The sequence below is a fragment of the Algimonas ampicilliniresistens genome, assembly GCF_030159955.1.
In the GTDB taxonomy this organism is placed as follows: domain Bacteria; phylum Pseudomonadota; class Alphaproteobacteria; order Caulobacterales; family Maricaulaceae; genus Litorimonas; species Litorimonas ampicilliniresistens.
This window is the reverse complement of the sequence record NZ_BSNK01000001.1, coordinates 1,612,409-1,628,353: the sequence shown is the minus strand read 5'-3', so window position 1 is coordinate 1,628,353 and position 15,945 is coordinate 1,612,409. Positions and strand designations below refer to the sequence as shown.

At 54.2% G+C, this 15,945-nt stretch carries 15 protein-coding genes and 1 tRNA gene; 11 read left to right on the top strand and 5 right to left on the bottom strand.

Annotated features, from left to right (window positions below; genetic code table 11):
• Positions 1–38 precede the first annotated feature (38 nt).
• Positions 39–113, bottom strand: a tRNA-Val gene (locus tag QQL54_RS07770).
• Positions 114–414: 301 nt separating this feature from the next.
• On the opposite strand from QQL54_RS07770, the gene QQL54_RS07765 reads away from it, so the two are divergent.
• The 3 genes from QQL54_RS07765 to spt all read left to right on the top strand — a co-directional run bounded on the left by QQL54_RS07765 (position 415) and on the right by spt (position 3,769).
• Positions 415–2,157 carry a fatty acyl-AMP ligase gene (locus QQL54_RS07765; RefSeq protein ID WP_284389313.1) on the top strand — a complete coding sequence of 581 codons (1,743 nt, stop codon included), beginning with the start codon at positions 415–417 and terminating at the stop codon, positions 2,155–2,157.
• Positions 2,158–2,258: 101 nt separating this feature from the next.
• A complete protein-coding gene (locus QQL54_RS07760) occupies positions 2,259–2,504 on the top strand; it encodes an acyl carrier protein (protein WP_284389312.1) in 246 nt (81 codons plus the stop codon).
• A complete protein-coding gene (gene spt, locus QQL54_RS07755) occupies positions 2,501–3,769 on the top strand; it encodes a serine palmitoyltransferase (RefSeq protein WP_284389311.1) in 1,269 nt (422 codons plus the stop codon). The genes QQL54_RS07760 and spt overlap by 4 nt, the downstream gene beginning before the upstream one ends.
• Positions 3,770–3,772: 3 nt before the next feature.
• Here the strand turns inward: spt and QQL54_RS07750 are convergent, their stop codons facing one another.
• From QQL54_RS07750 to QQL54_RS07735, 4 genes are read right to left on the bottom strand one after another with little or no spacing between them, the layout of a single operon-like run.
• Positions 3,773–4,705: a hypothetical protein gene (locus QQL54_RS07750; protein ID WP_284389310.1), complete on the bottom strand. Its 933-nt coding sequence runs from the start codon at positions 4,703–4,705 to the stop codon at positions 3,773–3,775.
• Positions 4,702–5,607, bottom strand: coding sequence for a diacylglycerol kinase family protein (locus QQL54_RS07745; RefSeq protein ID WP_284389309.1), 906 nt, complete (start codon positions 5,605–5,607; stop codon positions 4,702–4,704). Before QQL54_RS07745 ends, QQL54_RS07750 begins: the two co-directional genes overlap by 4 nt.
• Positions 5,608–5,614: 7 nt before the next feature.
• Positions 5,615–6,694, bottom strand: coding sequence for an LptF/LptG family permease (locus tag QQL54_RS07740; RefSeq protein ID WP_284389308.1), 1,080 nt, complete (start codon positions 6,692–6,694; stop codon positions 5,615–5,617).
• Positions 6,687–7,907: an LptF/LptG family permease gene (locus tag QQL54_RS07735; RefSeq protein WP_284389307.1), complete on the bottom strand. Its 1,221-nt coding sequence runs from the start codon at positions 7,905–7,907 to the stop codon at positions 6,687–6,689. The genes QQL54_RS07740 and QQL54_RS07735 overlap by 8 nt, the downstream gene beginning before the upstream one ends.
• A 111-nt stretch (positions 7,908–8,018) precedes the next feature.
• On the opposite strand from QQL54_RS07735, the gene QQL54_RS07730 reads away from it, so the two are divergent.
• From QQL54_RS07730 to QQL54_RS07695, 8 genes are all read left to right on the top strand, one after another.
• Positions 8,019–8,588, top strand: a complete 570-nt coding sequence (locus QQL54_RS07730) for a DUF2141 domain-containing protein (RefSeq protein WP_284389306.1) — start codon at positions 8,019–8,021, stop codon at positions 8,586–8,588.
• Positions 8,589–8,636: 48 nt separating this feature from the next.
• Positions 8,637–9,776, top strand: a complete 1,140-nt coding sequence (locus tag QQL54_RS07725; protein WP_284389305.1) for a hypothetical protein — start codon at positions 8,637–8,639, stop codon at positions 9,774–9,776.
• On the top strand, positions 9,773–10,513 hold the full coding sequence (locus tag QQL54_RS07720) for a nucleotidyltransferase family protein (RefSeq protein ID WP_284389304.1): 741 nt from the start codon (positions 9,773–9,775) through the stop codon (positions 10,511–10,513). The genes QQL54_RS07725 and QQL54_RS07720 overlap by 4 nt, the downstream gene beginning before the upstream one ends.
• Positions 10,513–11,880, top strand: coding sequence for a lipopolysaccharide biosynthesis protein (locus QQL54_RS07715; RefSeq protein ID WP_284389302.1), 1,368 nt, complete (start codon positions 10,513–10,515; stop codon positions 11,878–11,880). The genes QQL54_RS07720 and QQL54_RS07715 overlap by 1 nt, the downstream gene beginning before the upstream one ends.
• Positions 11,877–12,560, top strand: a complete 684-nt coding sequence (locus tag QQL54_RS07710; RefSeq protein ID WP_284389300.1) for an HAD family hydrolase — start codon at positions 11,877–11,879, stop codon at positions 12,558–12,560. The genes QQL54_RS07715 and QQL54_RS07710 overlap by 4 nt, the downstream gene beginning before the upstream one ends.
• Before the next feature lie 71 nt (positions 12,561–12,631).
• Positions 12,632–13,855, top strand: coding sequence for a CDP-glycerol glycerophosphotransferase family protein (locus tag QQL54_RS07705; RefSeq protein ID WP_284389298.1), 1,224 nt, complete (start codon positions 12,632–12,634; stop codon positions 13,853–13,855).
• A 54-nt stretch (positions 13,856–13,909) separates the two neighbouring features.
• Positions 13,910–15,118 (top strand): SAM-dependent methyltransferase, encoded by a 1,209-nt coding sequence (locus QQL54_RS07700; protein ID WP_284389297.1) that lies wholly within the window; start codon positions 13,910–13,912, stop codon positions 15,116–15,118.
• Between the two features lie 11 nt (positions 15,119–15,129).
• Positions 15,130–15,939, top strand: coding sequence for an aspartyl/asparaginyl beta-hydroxylase domain-containing protein (locus tag QQL54_RS07695; protein WP_284389294.1), 810 nt, complete (start codon positions 15,130–15,132; stop codon positions 15,937–15,939).
• The last annotated feature ends 6 nt before the right edge of the window (positions 15,940–15,945 follow it).

Below are 15,945 nucleotides of genomic sequence, written 5' to 3'. Positions count from 1 at the left end.
CATTTGTAACGTATGATCCGAAGACGCGCTCGAAACAATGGTGGGCGATACTGGGATTGAACCAGTGACCCCTGCCGTGTGAAGGCAGTGCTCTCCCGCTGAGCTAATCGCCCGAAAGACCATCGTCTTACGAAGGCGCGGTCTTTAACGCCGCAATCTTGGAAATCAAGCACCTAGCATGCATCGAAATGATGTTCAGGATCGTTACTGTTCAGCAATAGTTGAGTGCGAAAGATGTCACAACTGTGTTACAAACCGAAAGACGACGTGAAAAATCGTTTATATCGGTTATGCTAACCTACTTGGAACGGCTGGAGGGGGAGAACTATTGCCGGTCCCGGGCTTAGCCCATAACCATTCCACTTCCATTTTCGTTCGCCGACAGAGCTGAGAGCTTGTCTAAGAGAGATTTTTATGACCGAGCCGACGCCTACCGCTCGCAATATCCCACTACGCCACGGCGATTTCCCGACTCTGACAGAGGCGTTGGACTATGCCGCGACGGGGGATACGGGGTTCAATTACTTTGACGGTAAGGGCCGTCTTGTCACTAGTCTGAGTTATGCGGATCTTCGAACGCAGTCGATTGACATGGCAAAGCGTCTTGTCGGTTTTGCCCCGAAGGATTCTCGCATCGGTTTGGCGGCTGTTTCGACGCCTGATTTCGCCATTTTATTCTTTGCTTGCCAATATGCGGGCCTGGTTCCTGCTCCGCTGCCACTGCCTGTGACGCTTGGCGGCCGGTCGTCTTATGAACGTCAGTTGGAACGTATGGCGGACACAGGCGACTTTTTCGCTCTGTTCGCACCTGCGTCCATGGAACCGATCATGAGCTCCGCGCTCAATGACACGGCCACACCCGTGCTCACATTTGATGACGTCAATGCTTTGCCTGCCGGTGATGATTTGCGGCCGTTTGGTGCTGACGATCTTTGCTACATCCAGTATTCGTCTGGGTCCACATCGTCGCCAAAGGGCATTCTCGGCACGCAGTCATCCGTGTCGGCCAACTGTCACGGCATCACGAAATATGGCCTTCAGGTCAACGAAACCGATCGCGCAACATCTTGGTTGCCGCTTTATCATGATATGGGTCTGATCGGCTGCATGATTGCACCGATGATGGCGCAACTCTCAGTCGACTTCATGGACCCGACCGACTTTACCCGCCGCCCAATGACGTGGTTGCAGCTCATTTCCGACAATAAGGGGACGCTGTCCTATTCACCGACCTTTGGCTACGAGCTCTGTGTGCGGCGTTGGCGCGGAGATCGCGAACTTGATTTGTCATCTTGGCGCGCGGCCGGCATTGGCGGTGATATGGTGCGGCCAGAACCTCTGACCGAATTTTCCGAACTGTTTGGCCCAATGGGCTTTGAAGAAAGTGCGTTTACGCCGTCTTACGGCATGGCGGAAACGACGCTGGCCGCGACCTTCGCGCCGCGCGGCCAGGGTCTGCTTAAACACACAATCGATATGCGCCGTTATGAAATGACCTCAACGGCTGTGACGGCCACAGATCTGACGCCCGCAGAAGATACGCGCACTTTTGTCGCTTGCGGTGTGAGGTTGCCAGACCACGAAGTCGAAATTCGCGACGCTGACAATAAAGTTCTGGGCGAGGACCATGTCGGCCGCATCTGTCTAAAGGGGCCATCGCTTTCACCGGGCTATTTCCGCAATAGCCAAGCGACAGAAGCCGCCTTTTCCAAGGATGGCTGGCTCGATACGGGCGATCTCGGTTATTGGCATGACGGCCAGTTGATCGTGACGGGACGCTATAAGGATCTCATCCTTTATCATGGTCGCAATATTTGGCCGCAAGACATTGAATGGGCAGCACAGGCCGCCGCGCCGCATCGCTGTGGCCGCGCTTGCGCCTTCTCCGTCGGTGGTGCGGGCGATCAGAAAACCATTATGCTCCTGCTGGAATGCCGGACCCGGGACCCTAGGCTTCTGACAGAAATTGAAACAGCGGTTTCCGCGGCCATTCGCTTGGAAGTGGGTGTGCCTGTTCAGCTGATGCTGGTGCCGAAATCGACAATGATTATCACTTCATCCGGCAAGCTTTCGCGGGCGCGGGTGAAGCAGAAATATCTGGATGGTGGGATCATCGACCTGCAGGCAGCGACACAGCTTCGGGCTGTGCAGGCTTAGAGCAGGCTCCCGCCGCTCTCTTTCTTTTAAGAGGCTGATCCGATAGCTGGACGCCCGGCAATCGGCTTGGTAACGGCGCGACGATCGTTGAAAGGGGCCTCATGCCTAAAGACCAGCAAATTTTCGACAAGATATGCGAGCTGCTCAAGCCGTATAACGTCAAAAATAAACCCATCTTGCGCACATCGGGCATCATGTCTGATCTCGAAGTCGACTCGACAGCCGTTTTCGATCTGATCATGGAACTCGAGGATCACTATGATATCTCAGTGCCAATGGAAGTCATCAGTGACGTAAAAACGGTCGGCGAACTGGTCCTCGCTATTCAGGAATTGTTGCAACAATGAGCGGTACTGGCGGAGCGGATGCTGGGGGAACACCTGGCCTGTCGATTTTTAGCAAATATGATCCGCTCAAGCAGCGTGTCGATGTGGTCAACAGGATCGGGGTCGACCCGTTCAATATGACATTTGACGATATTATGGGCCCGACACGCGGGCGCATTGGAAATCGTGAAATCATCCTCGCTGGCACGAATAACTATTTAGGTCTCACCTATGATGAAGCGGCGCGCCAGGCCGCAAAGGACGCGATTGATCGGCACGGAACGGGCACAACGGGATCACGTATCGCTAACGGCACTTATGTCGAACATGAGCAGCTGGAGCGAGACTTGGCTGAACATCTTGGCAAGCCGTCCTGCATCGTTTTCACGACTGGATATGTAACTAACTTGGCAGCGATGGCCGGGCTCGCTGGTCCAAACGATGTCATATTCATCGATGCGGATGCGCATGCTTGTATCATTGACGGCACCCGTTTGGCTGGGACAACAACGGTTCGCTTCCGCCATAATAATCCGGCCGATCTCGACAAGCGCTTGGCCCGTCAGGCCATTCCAGAGGGCGGTCACGCGCTGGTCGTCATTGAAGGCCTCTATTCTATGTTTGGCGACATCGCGCCGATCGATGAATTTGTCGAAGTCGCCCATCGTCATGGCGCATACCTCTATGTCGACGAAGCCCATAGTTATGGTGTCTTTGGCGCAACGGGCGCTGGGATCGCGGAAGAGCAGGGCGTGCTGGATCAGATTGATTTCTACTCCGGTACATTTTCCAAAAGCTTAGCGTCCGTCGGTGGTTTCTGCGCCTCTCGGCACCCAGAGTTCGAACTGCTTCGCAAAGTTATGCGGCCTTATATGTTCACGGCGTCAGCGGCCCCGTCCAACATTTGCGCGGCCCAAGCGGCACTCGACGCGATCAAGTCCCGCCCAGAATTGCGGACCAACATCATGGCGCGCGCAGCGCAACTGCATGATGGGTTGAACCGAATGGGGTTTGATCTTGCTGCACCGGCCAGTCCGGTCATCGCGATCCGTCGACCCAATGAAGCGCAGGCCGCGATGGAGTGGAATTGGCTTCTTAAAGAAGGCGTTTATGTCAATCTCGCTGTTCCGCCGGGAACGCCGCAAAGCTCCAGTCTTCTGCGCATTTCCGTCTCGGCCGCTCACACGGAAGAGGATGTGAACGCCATTTTGTCTCGGTTCCGTGCTCTGAAAGATCAGAGTGGTGAGATTTTGAATGAAATGATGCGCAAAATAGCGGGTGGATAAAATCTAGCCGAACGCCCCGCGGCGCCATAATTTCCATCCCAGCACAGGTGACCACAGGACCGGATGTTTCCGCTGTGCCTCAGTCACTTCCAATGACACACCGGAATGCCGCTCAACTTTACGCAAGACATAATCCAGCCCGCCATCAAATGTGGCGGCGCTGTTCAGGATACGGATGGCTGCTACGGGTCTGCCGACGAGGCGGCGCAGAAACCAGCGCAACGATGATCCAGCTCCGGGATAATTTTGAACATTAAAGCGCCCATCAGTGGAACGGCCAAATAGAGTCTGGCTGACCGCGTCATAGCGATCACGATAGCGAGCCACGATTTCCCGGGCGCGTCCATCGTCGCTTTCTGGGCGCAATTCAGTGCGGTAGCTTTCATAAAAAGCGCGGCCCCAAAATTCTTCAGCTGAGGCGGGTTCCTCAAACAAAGGCGCCGTCTCACTCGCGAGCTTGCAGACAGCATTGGCGCGGGCCTGTACGATCCGCGCTTCGATCGTCGCGTCCGATGTGCCGAGCAGAGCGCAAGGCTGAGCGAAGCGCCCCCAAACTTGGCTGAGAAAGCTGTCCGCACAGCGTCGTTCAAACTCACGCAATGTAATAATTGAGTATTTGCAAGTAGATAGAACGTTTTCTTGGTTCAGTTCTAGATAATAGACGGCGGGCGGGATGAGGCGGTTAGTCAGGGATCGCCACCCGCCTGAAAGTCCCGTGCCGTGGGTTGCACGGTAGCTATCGACCAGCACGTAGAAATCTAACATCTTCTCTGGATCATCTAGATCGCGCAGGCTGGATCCATAATAGACAAAGCCGAGGACGCGGTCGGGATGTCGGTCCCTGATCGCGTTCATGACGGCTTGAACGCGTGCGGGCGGGTCTAGCTGTTCAGACTGGATCAGATCCAGAAGCGCGTCCTGATCCGCTCCGCTCATCGACGAATGGTAATCGGTCGGCTGGCGCTTAAACGGAAGACGTTGCCCGGTACATTAATGGGCTCGCCGTCCATCATGACGGGTCCGGAATATTCGAATTCAGCTTCACTTGTGTTCCAGCTATGAAACCCGTCCGGTCTTCGATCCTTATCCTTAAAGCCGACCCAAATCTCCGCGATGTGTCGGTAGAGCTTCGTGCAACTGCCATCGACATAGGTCAGACGTAGATCACCTTCTTCATCGCCCCAAAATGGATCAAGACCCATAGTGATGGAAGGCAGGGTGGTGGCAACGGTCCCGAGATGCGGGCCGGCCAGTGTTTCGCCATTAATCCGGAGCACACAGTCCGTGGCGGGCATGACACTGTCCCGTTCTGCAGTCACGGCTTTGACCAAGCCGCCAACCACAGCGGCCGATCCGCCGATGCCGCGCGTGTGCAGCTCGTTTTTCGTATAATCTGTGACCATAGGCAGGGCACCCGTCGAGAATAGGAAGCCAAACTGATCAGGTGTGCCGTCACAGGACAGACGCATAAGGCGGGTCTGAAGCGCCTTTGGGTCCTTATGCAAGGTCTTTAAGCCGGATCGACCAACGCGTTTCATGCCAATGATCTTAGCAATTTGATTGGTCATACCGCCCGAGGCGATCGCGAAGTCGGGAATGTCGTGCTTGTCGCCAACTTGCCGCATGACTTCACTCATGACGCATTGAACAGTTCCGTCACCGCCTTCGATAACGATTAGATCGGAGGTTTCCAGCGCGGCCTCGACCTGACTTGGCAGAGCCTCGAACAGGGCAAGGTCGAACACGCGGGCATCATGCTCGCTGGCATGGGTTGCGAGGCGGGAGCCTTTTTTACCGACGCGTTCCGAGTATGGATTGATAAAGAGCGACGCAGTCATGCGCGGGCTATAGCGCCTCAGTCCGGGTCAGCAGAAACGCTGAAAGCAGACCAAAGGCTAATAAAGGCATAGCAATAGCAGGCGTGACGGCGATGCCACCCGAAGCCGCGAAGGTCGCCATGGCACCGTCGATAATCAAAAAGACAAAGCCGAGTGTGATACCTAAAATAAGTGTCCGGTCGCCCGTATCTTCCCGTCCGGTTCGTTGCATCAGTGCTGCGCAAGCAATCAAAAGAATCAACGCCGCTAAGGGTCGGGTGAGGCGATGGGCGTGCCAAAACCCATAGGCAAAGGACGGTTTTGCCCCACTATTGCCGGGCTTCATAAAGTCCCGCATTTCAGACAAGGACAGGTCGCGCGGTTCAGCGGCAAGGCGGGCGATTGATTTGGGTGTTTGTGACGTCGTCCAAACAGCAGCCCCATCTACGGTGTTAGATTCGCGAGGTTCGCCGTCTGCGCCTTTAACGTCCAAGCGACGGACCCCATCAAGCATCCATCCTTCACCTGTATAGGTCGCTCGGTCAGCCCAAATAATCGAGTCAACTTCACCCAGCTCATTGCGTTGGAAAATTTCGATCTTTGCGAGTGTCTCGTAAGATTCCCGGTCAATCGCGCGCACGATCGCGCCATTGTCTTCCAGCCATAATGGATTGTCGGGCGTGATGTTCTTGATCTTATACTCACCGATTCCCCAAGCTTGTAGCGCGCGAACGGCGGGGGCCACTGTGTAGTCGATGAAAGTGATGGACAGCAGTGCCGCGCCGAATACGACCGGCACGAGCAGAAGAACCTGACGAGTTGCGCTAATCCCAAACCCAAGCAGGGCCACTAGCTCATGCTGGCGGATTAATTTCACATAGGTCAGCAAGATCGCAACCACGAGAGTGAACACGAATATCCGGTCGAAGATAACAGGCGCGCGGAGCGCCATATATTTGAACGTACCTTTGAACCCTTCACCGCTCGCAACAATGTCGGCGCCATTGGCCAGACTATCCAGCAGCCCGATCAGAACGAGAAAGCCAAAGACAACGGTGAGCCAAGTGAACAAAAAGGATTTGGAGAGGTAGAGGGAAAACTTAAACACGACGCCCCTCCATCGTGCCGCGCAGACGGTCTCGAACTTGTTTGAGAATCGAGCGTATCCGCCCCTGCATGTGACTGACCCATTGCGCGAACGATGTGAGGGGTGGCTGCCCCATCTTGAACGCGCTCTTGCGGAAGATAATCGCAGCAAAGATCGTAAGAGCTGCGATTAACCCCCAAATGCCAAGCCAAGGGGGAATCTTACCAGCCGCGCCGAGCGATTGCGCGAATTCCAAACCTTTTTGCAGGGAGACGAGGAAGACAACGCCGACAAAAATTCCTGCCGAGGAAGGATTGCGACCGTAATTCAAACCGAAGGGTACGGCGATAAAAGGTAGAATGAACAGAAGGGCCGTTCGCGCAATTCGAAGATGTAACGCGGCATTATTCGTATTTCGGTCGATCTCTGTCCGTAGGTCGCCCTTTCGATTTTTGAACAGTTCTGACGATGTCAGCTCTCGCTCATCATTGCCCCGGGCCCGGAATGGAACGACCGTCGCTGCGCCCGCAATGGATGATCCGCCAAAACCGAGATCGCCAGACAGGCGGTTATTGTCCAGAATCTGGTAAGCGCGGCCCGAACCCAATTGCAGTACGGGGGCGCCGGTCTCTTCGCGGACGATGAGTTCGCCTTCTTTGGCGGTCGTCAGGCGAAAGCCGGTCTGCTGGCCGTTTTCAGAGACCGCTTCATAGATGAAAATCGGTCCAATCCCGGCATCAGGTTTATCTGTTCCACCGAAAAATGTCCGGGATCCAACTGTCGTAAATGTGCCTTCGCGCAACGCCGCAGTGAAGCTGGTCTGTTTGACGGTGTTTTCTACAGTTCGGTATTGATAGCGTCCGAGGGGTTGCAGCCAGCCTTCAATCAAGATCGATCCGACTGCTAGAATCGTAGCAATCGCGAGAAAAGGCCGAGTCATATGGGTTAAAGAAACGCCCGCCCCGAGTGCGGCCGTCAGTTCAGATGAGCGTGAAAACCGATCAACTGTAATAATCGTACCCAGCATTAACGCCATTGGAACTGCAATGCCCAGATAATAGGGCAACAGTGACACGATCATGTTAGAGGCATCAGACGCCGGTTTTGTCGATGTCGTGACAACTTCGAAAATACGCAGCAAACGTTCAAGCAGGAGGACGCAACAGGCGAACACCACAAGACCGCCGATCGCAATCGACGCTTTTTTGAAAAGATATGTGTTTAGACGACCCAAACGATTCCTGCGATCCACATTTTGATAATGACCGAACTGCCCCATATCCAGACTGCGTCCAGCATGAAATGGTTCATGCAGGGCTCATCGCACGGGGCCTATTGAAAAGCCATGATCAACGCAAATCGTACGAACAGACCCTACTGGAAATTCATCCGCGGTGTTTCACTGATTGGTGTGGGCGCTTTTAGCCTCGCCGCTACAGCTGCTGCTGCCGATGATGATGATGTGCCTGAACCTCTATCAGCGCTCGGAATCGAGCGTGGGTTAGAGCTTTATGACCGTGACGCCGCAGATCGCTGTATCTTGGGCTATCATCAGATTCGGGTGACTGTGAACAATGTCAGCAAAGAAGGCATCCTGAAACTCGAGCTATTTGGTGAGCAGAACTTCATGAAGCGATCCGGTAAACTCCGTCGCATTCGTGTTCCTGCAGATGATGGCCCAATGCGGGTCTGCTTCCATGTACCTGGCCCAGGTGAGTATGCCGTCGTCGGTTATCACGACATTGATGGGGATCGGAAGTTCGACAAGAAATGGAATTTCACACCCAAAGAGCCCTACGGCCTGTCGAATAACCCCGAAATAAAGTCGCTACGTCTTCCGAAATGGGAAGAAACGCGTTTCGAGGTTCCGAGTGATGGCCGCGACATTGTCATCAATCTGGTTGACCTAGGCTAGGTTCGGTCGCCAAAGCGCCCCTTTACTGATGACACCAAGTGGGCTCGTATGACGGATGCGTCATTCATAATAAGCGAATCTGATCAGGCGGATGCTGACTTCGTCGCGCTCCCTTATGCTCTTTACAAAGGTGAGCCTCATTGGCGCGCGCCATTGCGTATGGAACGTAAAGCGCAACTGAGCCACAAAAACCCGGCTTCTCGCGCTCTGACGACTCGGTTCTTCATCGCGAGACGAAACGGTCGCGCGATCGGGCGAATCGCAGCTTTTCTAAATGCGGCGCATGATGGGCTTCACGGCACAGATTCGGCGTTTTTCGGTTATTTCGATTGCGAGAGTTCTGCGCCCTTAGCCGATGCTTTGTTGAAGGCAGCGAAAGACTGGGCACGTGCGCAGGGACGGACACAGCTCATTGGTCCAGCAATGTGGAGCGTGAATGAGGAAGTGGGATTGCTGGTTGATGGGTTTGATCATCCGCCAGCGGTTATGATGCCTTACGGACATCCGCATCAGTTGGAGGCTATCGAGCGCAATGGTTTCTCTAAAGCTGTCGATCTCTATGCCTACAACGCTGATCTCAACGACGGTGCCCCCAAGGGCAAGTTGGTTGAAGGGCTGCGAGCTAAGGCTGAGTCCGATCCGGGGCTGACGTGGCGAACGATGAACACGAAAGATTTCCTCGGCGATGTTCGAATGGCCCGAGAGATTTTCAACGATGCTTGGTCAGAAAATTGGGGCTTCATACCGTTCTCTGAAGAGCAATTCGAACATATGGCCAAAGAAATGAGGCCCATCATGTTCAAGACTGGGTTTCAGATCGGCTTCATCGATGGCGAACCGGCCACATTCATTTGGATGATTCCGGATTTGAATGAGGTCGTCAAAGGGCTCGATGGTCGTCTTTTACCCTTCGGATGGGCCAAGCTTCTCTACCGGATCAAGGCTAAAAAAGTCAGCAAAGGCCGCGTGCCCTTGATGGGTCTAAAGCGGAAATTCCACAAAGGTCGCCGGGGCGTGGCTCTGACAACCAAAATTTGTTCAGACGCATTCGATGCGGGTCAAGCACAAGGGTTTACGCAGTGTGAGCTGTCTTGGATCCTAGAAGGCAATCGCAGCATGAGCGCGATCTGCGAACTGGTCGGGGCGGACCTTTATAAGACATACCGCATGGTCGAGGCTGAGCTTTGAGCGTTCGCGCAATCATTCTGGCGGGACAGCGCCCTGGTCCGGATGCGCTATGCGAGCATGCAGGAGTCGTGTTCAAGGCTGACATTCCCGTTGGCGGCATGGCGATGGTTGAGCGTGTCGCCCAGGCTTTACGTGGCGCGAAAGTGGCTGAGCCCTTTTTCTTGTCAGGATACCCCAAGGAGCGAGACGGTTTTGACTTAGTGCCGGGAGGGCGAGGGCCAGCGGATAGTGCATTAATGGCGGCGTCAGGCGGGGCGTTTCCGGCTCTGCTGACGACCTGTGATCATGCTTTGCTGACGAGCGAAATGGTCGATACCTTTATCCAATACTCACAAGCCTCCGGTGCAGACTTTACTGTCGGATTGGCGACGGAGGCCGTTATTCAATCTGCCTATCCAGCCACAAAACGGACTTACTTGCGGTTTGCGGATCAAGCGGTGAGTGGATGCAATCTGTTCTATCTGGCCAATGACCGCGCGCTTGAGGCGATCCGGTTCTGGCAGACGGCGCAGGATTTCCGCAAAGACCCGTTGAAACTGGCGAAAACGGTCGGCCTAGGTTTAGGTATCAAATATGCGTCTGGAAGACTGAGCCTTGCGGGGGCATTTGCCGCAGTCTCTAAGAAGCTTCAGATCACAGCTGAACCGGTACTATTGCCGTTTGCCGAAGCGGCAATCGACGTCGATAAACCTGCTGATTTGGCGCTTGTCGAAGACATCATTGCGGCGCGCAAATAATGGACATGTCGATCCATTGCACGCGAACCGTCGGGTCGCGGATCGCTTCCAATGCATCGCTCCTATTCGGGGCGAAAGCCATTGGCGCCTTGCTTGGGCTGATCAGCCTTGTCGTCACCGCGCGGGCTCTCGATAGTCAGGCTGAGTTCGGCATCGTGATTTTTTTACACGCTTACATGCTGTTCTTTGCCGAAATGATGACGTTCCAGCCATGGCAGGCCGTGATTCGTTTCGGGTCTGATGATGTTGAAGCAAAAGATGGGGCGTCTTTCGCGCGTCTGGTGAAATTTGCCGCGACGCTCGATGCGGTCTCTGTAGTGCTAGCCTATATCGGGTCTATTGCCTTGTTCGGGGCTTTCGTCGGGGTTGTGCAAGCCTTCCCAGATTTCTGGCCCGGTTATGATCAGATTGACCTCACCAAACTCTTTGGTCTCGTTGCCGTCTATTGTACGGTCGTTCTGTTCCAACAAATCGGCATGAGTACGGGCGTTTTGCGACTGTTTGACCGATTTCGAGGTCTGGCCGTTGCTTGGCTGGTGATGCCAGCCGTCCGTCTCATCGGTGTGCTAGTCGTGGCTTATCAGGGATGGGGCATGATCGGCTTTATCGCGGCTTGGTATCTCGGTGCATTGGCCCGCTACTTGGTGATCATCGCTTTAGGTCTGTCCGAATTGGCGAAACGCGGCCTATTAAAGCCAGCTTTGAACGCAAAAATCAATCTCATGCATCCTCGCAGAGGGCTCTGGGTTTTCGCCTCCAAAGCCTATGTGGACAGCTCATTGGCGGCGGGCTTCTCACACCTTCCTGTGCTCTTGGTCATGGGGGTTTTCGGCCCCGTCTTCGTTGCTGTTTATAAAATTGCCGAAGAGATCGCCCGCCTTCTCTCAGAGGGCGTCAAACTGCTGGACCAAGTTATCTATCCGGAATTGGCGCGCATTGTCGCGGCGGGGCAGGGGGGGCAAATTCTACGTTTAGTGAGTAAAGCCAGTGCCGTGGCACTGGGCGCAGGCTTGGCAATTGCAGCGCTTGTTTATTGGTTAGGTCCGATCGCGGTCGATTCCGTTCTTGGGCCGGACTATGCTGGGGCCGTCAATTTGGCCGTGCTGCTCGTATTAGGTGCAGCGGTATTTGCGGCAGTTGCCCCGCTCTATCCCGTCTTTTACGCAGTCGGAAAGCCGGAACGCGCCATCTATGCGCGTGCCGCCGGAATTATTGCCTACGTTGTCAGTTTTATCGTCCTGACGAACTGGCTGGGAGAGATCGGCACAGGCTGGGCCTGGCTCTTCGGCTATAGTGTAGCCCTGATTGCTGTTGTGCTGCTGGTCACGCGCACCCTTTCAAAATTGAACCGTGCGCCCTGCGAATGATTGCCATTTTTGACCTTGATTATACGCTGACGCAGCGTGGGACATGGGGCCGGTTCGTCTGGCGAACGGTCAGGACCCGGCCGTGGTTCTGGATCCCGCTTCTCTACGAAACGATCCGCGACCAGATTGAATATAAGGCAGGCCGTCGACCTCGCGGAGCGGTCAAACGGTCCATGATGCGGTGGAGCCTGATGCGCCGATCGCGATCTGAATTGGTCGCGATGGCTGACGCCTTTGCAGACTCAGAGGTTCGGGACGGCTTGCGGCCCGGCGGGCGAGCAGCGCTGGCGTATCATAAAGCCCGGGGCGATCATGTGTTGATCGCTTCAGCGGCGGTCGATTTGGTTGTTGAGCCAATTGCAAAACGTCTGGATGTCGACGGGTTCGTTTGCACAGAGATGGCTTGGGACGGGGACCGTTTGGAAGACCACTTCGCGAGCGAGAATTGTTACGGCGAGGCCAAACGCCAGGCTGTTGAGGCCTATCTTTCGGAAAAAGGACTTTCGGGACCCATGGTTTTTTACACGGATAGTCGTGCGGATTTTGCTCTCTTGCCGATCATGGACCGAACCATTGTTGTTGACCCAAAACCCAAAACACGCACGGATGCAGAAGCTTTGAACCTGCCCATTCAGACTTGGTCAGAGCAGGAAAGCGGATTTATTCCTGTGGCTGAGTGACGAAAATGTGAAAGAAATGAAACAGGTTGTGAGTGTTAGCCGTTCGCGGCTTGTTCTAAGTCCCGCGCCTTATGTCTCAGCTACTCGAAAAATTTGACGGATCGCCGCTCAAGGTTGCGTTTCTCTATAATCATGAAGTTCCGCATCAAGTGCCCCACACGGCGCCTATCCTTCGCGAGATACTCGTCCGACATCCGGATGTTGATGTCACCGTCCTAACCTCAACACAGGAGCAGAAAGCTCTCGTTCTGTCCGGGTTGGGGCCAGACCTGTGTCGAGAGGCACAGTTTGTTGAATTGGATACGACAAAGGCGGATCGTGGCATTCGTCGCGCCGCCAATGCTGTGGCTCCGGCGCGTCGTCTCTCCGTTCTTCAGGAAAACCTCGACACGCTGGCTCAATTCGACGTGTTCGTGGTTCCAGAAAGCACCAGCCTTCTTCTGAAGAAGCAGTTCGGCTTGGATCATTTGAAGTTCGTTTTGACGCATCACGGTGCTGGAGATCGTGCGGTCGCGCAAAAAACGTCGATTCGAGATTTTGATTTCGTCTTAGTGGCGGGTGAAAAGGACGAGAAAAGACACAAAGAACACGGGCTGGTTCGCGATGGCGAGTATGCTGTGGCTGGTTATCCTAAATTCGACTTTGTGCCGCATGATGGCGTGCCGAAACTGTTCGACAATGATAATCCGGTGGTTCTGTATAACCCACATTTCGACCCGCATTTATCGAGCTGGTACATAATGGGTGAGGACGTACTGGATGCGTTCGCAGAAACCCCTGATATCAATTTGATTTTTGCGCCCCATATCATGATCTTTCAGCGCAAGATCCACACATCGGTCGAATATAAACGCGTGCGCCGCCGCAAACAGCTGCCTAAACGATTCCTAGATCTGCCTAACATCCATGTCGACCTTGGTAGCCCGCGCAGTGTCGACATGACCTACACGCGCGCTGCCGATATCTACATTGGGGACGTGTCGTCGCAGATTTATGAGTTTTTGCATGAACGGCGTCCGACGATTTTCCTCAACAGCCATGAGGCAGAGTGGAGAGGCAATCCGCTCTATCTAAATTGGACCACAGGGCCCGTTTTGGACGATACCAGCCGATTGATAGAAACCGTTCGCGCGGCCGAGCATACACATCCCGACTATCTACCGGCCCAAAACTTAGCTTTTGCTGACACATTTGATCTCGAAACAGGTCGGTCATCTGAAAAGGCGGCTGATGCGATCGTCGAGTGGCTCCGACGCGAGGCTGCATTGGAGCCTGAGCTCATGGCGGCTGAATAGAGGCACTCAATTTTGTGATTTGGACCTCTGCTCTAAGGGCAGTAGGCTATTCACATGAGACTGTTAGACGCAATGATGCGCCGTTTCGTGACAACCGGGCGGCTGACCATTATTGATCATAAAGGCGCCCGCCACGATTACGGACCGGGTGGTGAGCCGTCGGCGACCGTTCGGTTGACTGATCCAAAACTCTATCGTCGCTTGTTTCTGAATCCTGAACTCTATGCTGGCGAAGCCTATATGGACGGTACATTGATCGTCGAAGACGGCGGCATTCGTGGCTTTTTAGAGGTGTTTGCACACAATCGAGATGGGTTGCGCAAAGGCCCAGTTCGACAACGGATAAAGCGGGTGCAGAAAACGTTCCGTCGGACGATGCAGCGGAATAAGCGTGAGGCGTCGTCGAAGAATGTCGAAGCCCATTACGATCTCTCCAACGATCTTTATCGGCTCTTCCTTGATGAAGACATGCAATATAGCTGCGCGTACTGGCCCGAATACGGCATGACGTTGGAACAGGCCCAGCTTGCCAAAAAACGCCATATTGCCGCCAAGTTGAGGTTAGAGCACGGACATCGTGTTCTTGATATTGGTTGCGGCTGGGGTGGTATGGCGATGCACCTCGCTAAAGAACACGATGTTCAGGTGGTCGGGGTCACTCTGTCCAATGATCAGTATGCCTTAGCGCGAGAACGTGTCGAAGCTGCGGGACTTCAAGACCGGGTCGAGATCCGGTTGCAGGATTACCGCGATTGCAAGGGACCTTATGATCGTGTTGTCTCGGTCGGTATGTTCGAACATGTCGGAGTCGGGCATTATGCAGAATTTTTCGGTCAAATTCGCGATGTGCTGACGGATGATGGTTGTGCGCTTGTCCATTCAATCGGACGTAAAGGCGGTCCCGGAACGACGGGTAAGTGGATCCGCAAATACATCTTCCCCGGCGGCTATAGCCCCGCTTTGTCTGAAACTTATGCTGAGATTGAAAAGGCCGGTCTGTGGGTCACGGATATGGAAATTCTGCGGCTGCACTATGCGTGGACATTAGCAGAATGGGAGAAGCGGTTTCAGGCTAATCGCGACGCCGTCGTAGCGATGAAAGATGAGCGTTTCGCGCGAATGTGGGAGTTTTACTTGGTCATTTCAGAATTCTCGTTCCTTTATGGCAAGCATATGAACTTCCAAATTCAGCTCACCAAAGATGTGCATGCGCTGCCGCCGACACGGAACTACATGATGGACGGGCCGGGCCTGCTGTCCTAAGTGGCGGCGCCATGACCGATCCTGTCGAAAAACCCGAACACCTAAAAAAAACGCGCCGCGCCTTCATCAAGAAGACGGGGAAGAAGCTGGTCCGCAAAATTGCTGGGTTCCAGTCGTCGCAATCCAAGGTTCCAGACACGCCAAAGATCGACAATTCGCATTTTCCGTGGCTGAAAGCTTTCACCGATAATTGGGAAGTGATCCGCGAGGAAGCGCAAGCCGTGCTTGCTTTCCGCGACGATATTCCGGCGTTTCACGAACTCTCGCCCGACCAATACCGACTATCCAAAGCCAAGCATTGGAAGACCTTCATTCTCTACGGTTTTGGTCAACGGATGGAGACAAATACGAAGCTGACGCCAAAAACGGCCGATATTTTATCAGGCGTCCCCAACCTTCAGACCGCAATGTTCTCAATCCTTGCGCCGGGCTATCATATTCCCGCCCATAAAGGCGTGACCAAGGGCATTTTACGCAGCCATCTAGGCCTGATCATTCCAAAAGACCGAGAGAAGTGCCGCATTCGCGTCGATGATACGATCACGGCGTGGAAAGAAGGCGAAATTTTCGTGTTTGACGACACGTATGAGCATGAAGTGTGGAACGAAACCGACGAAGAACGCGTGATCCTATTGTTCGATTTCGATCGCCCGATGAAACTAGGTGGGCGGGTGCTCAACAAGACCTTCCTTAACATCATGAAGCTGACGGCCTTCTACCAGGATCCGAAAAAAAACCTGCAAAGCGCGGAAGACCGCATGGAAGCAGCGATCCGTCAAGCGGACGCGAATATGGAAGCGATGTCCGACCCTGCAGGGTAGCGAGTT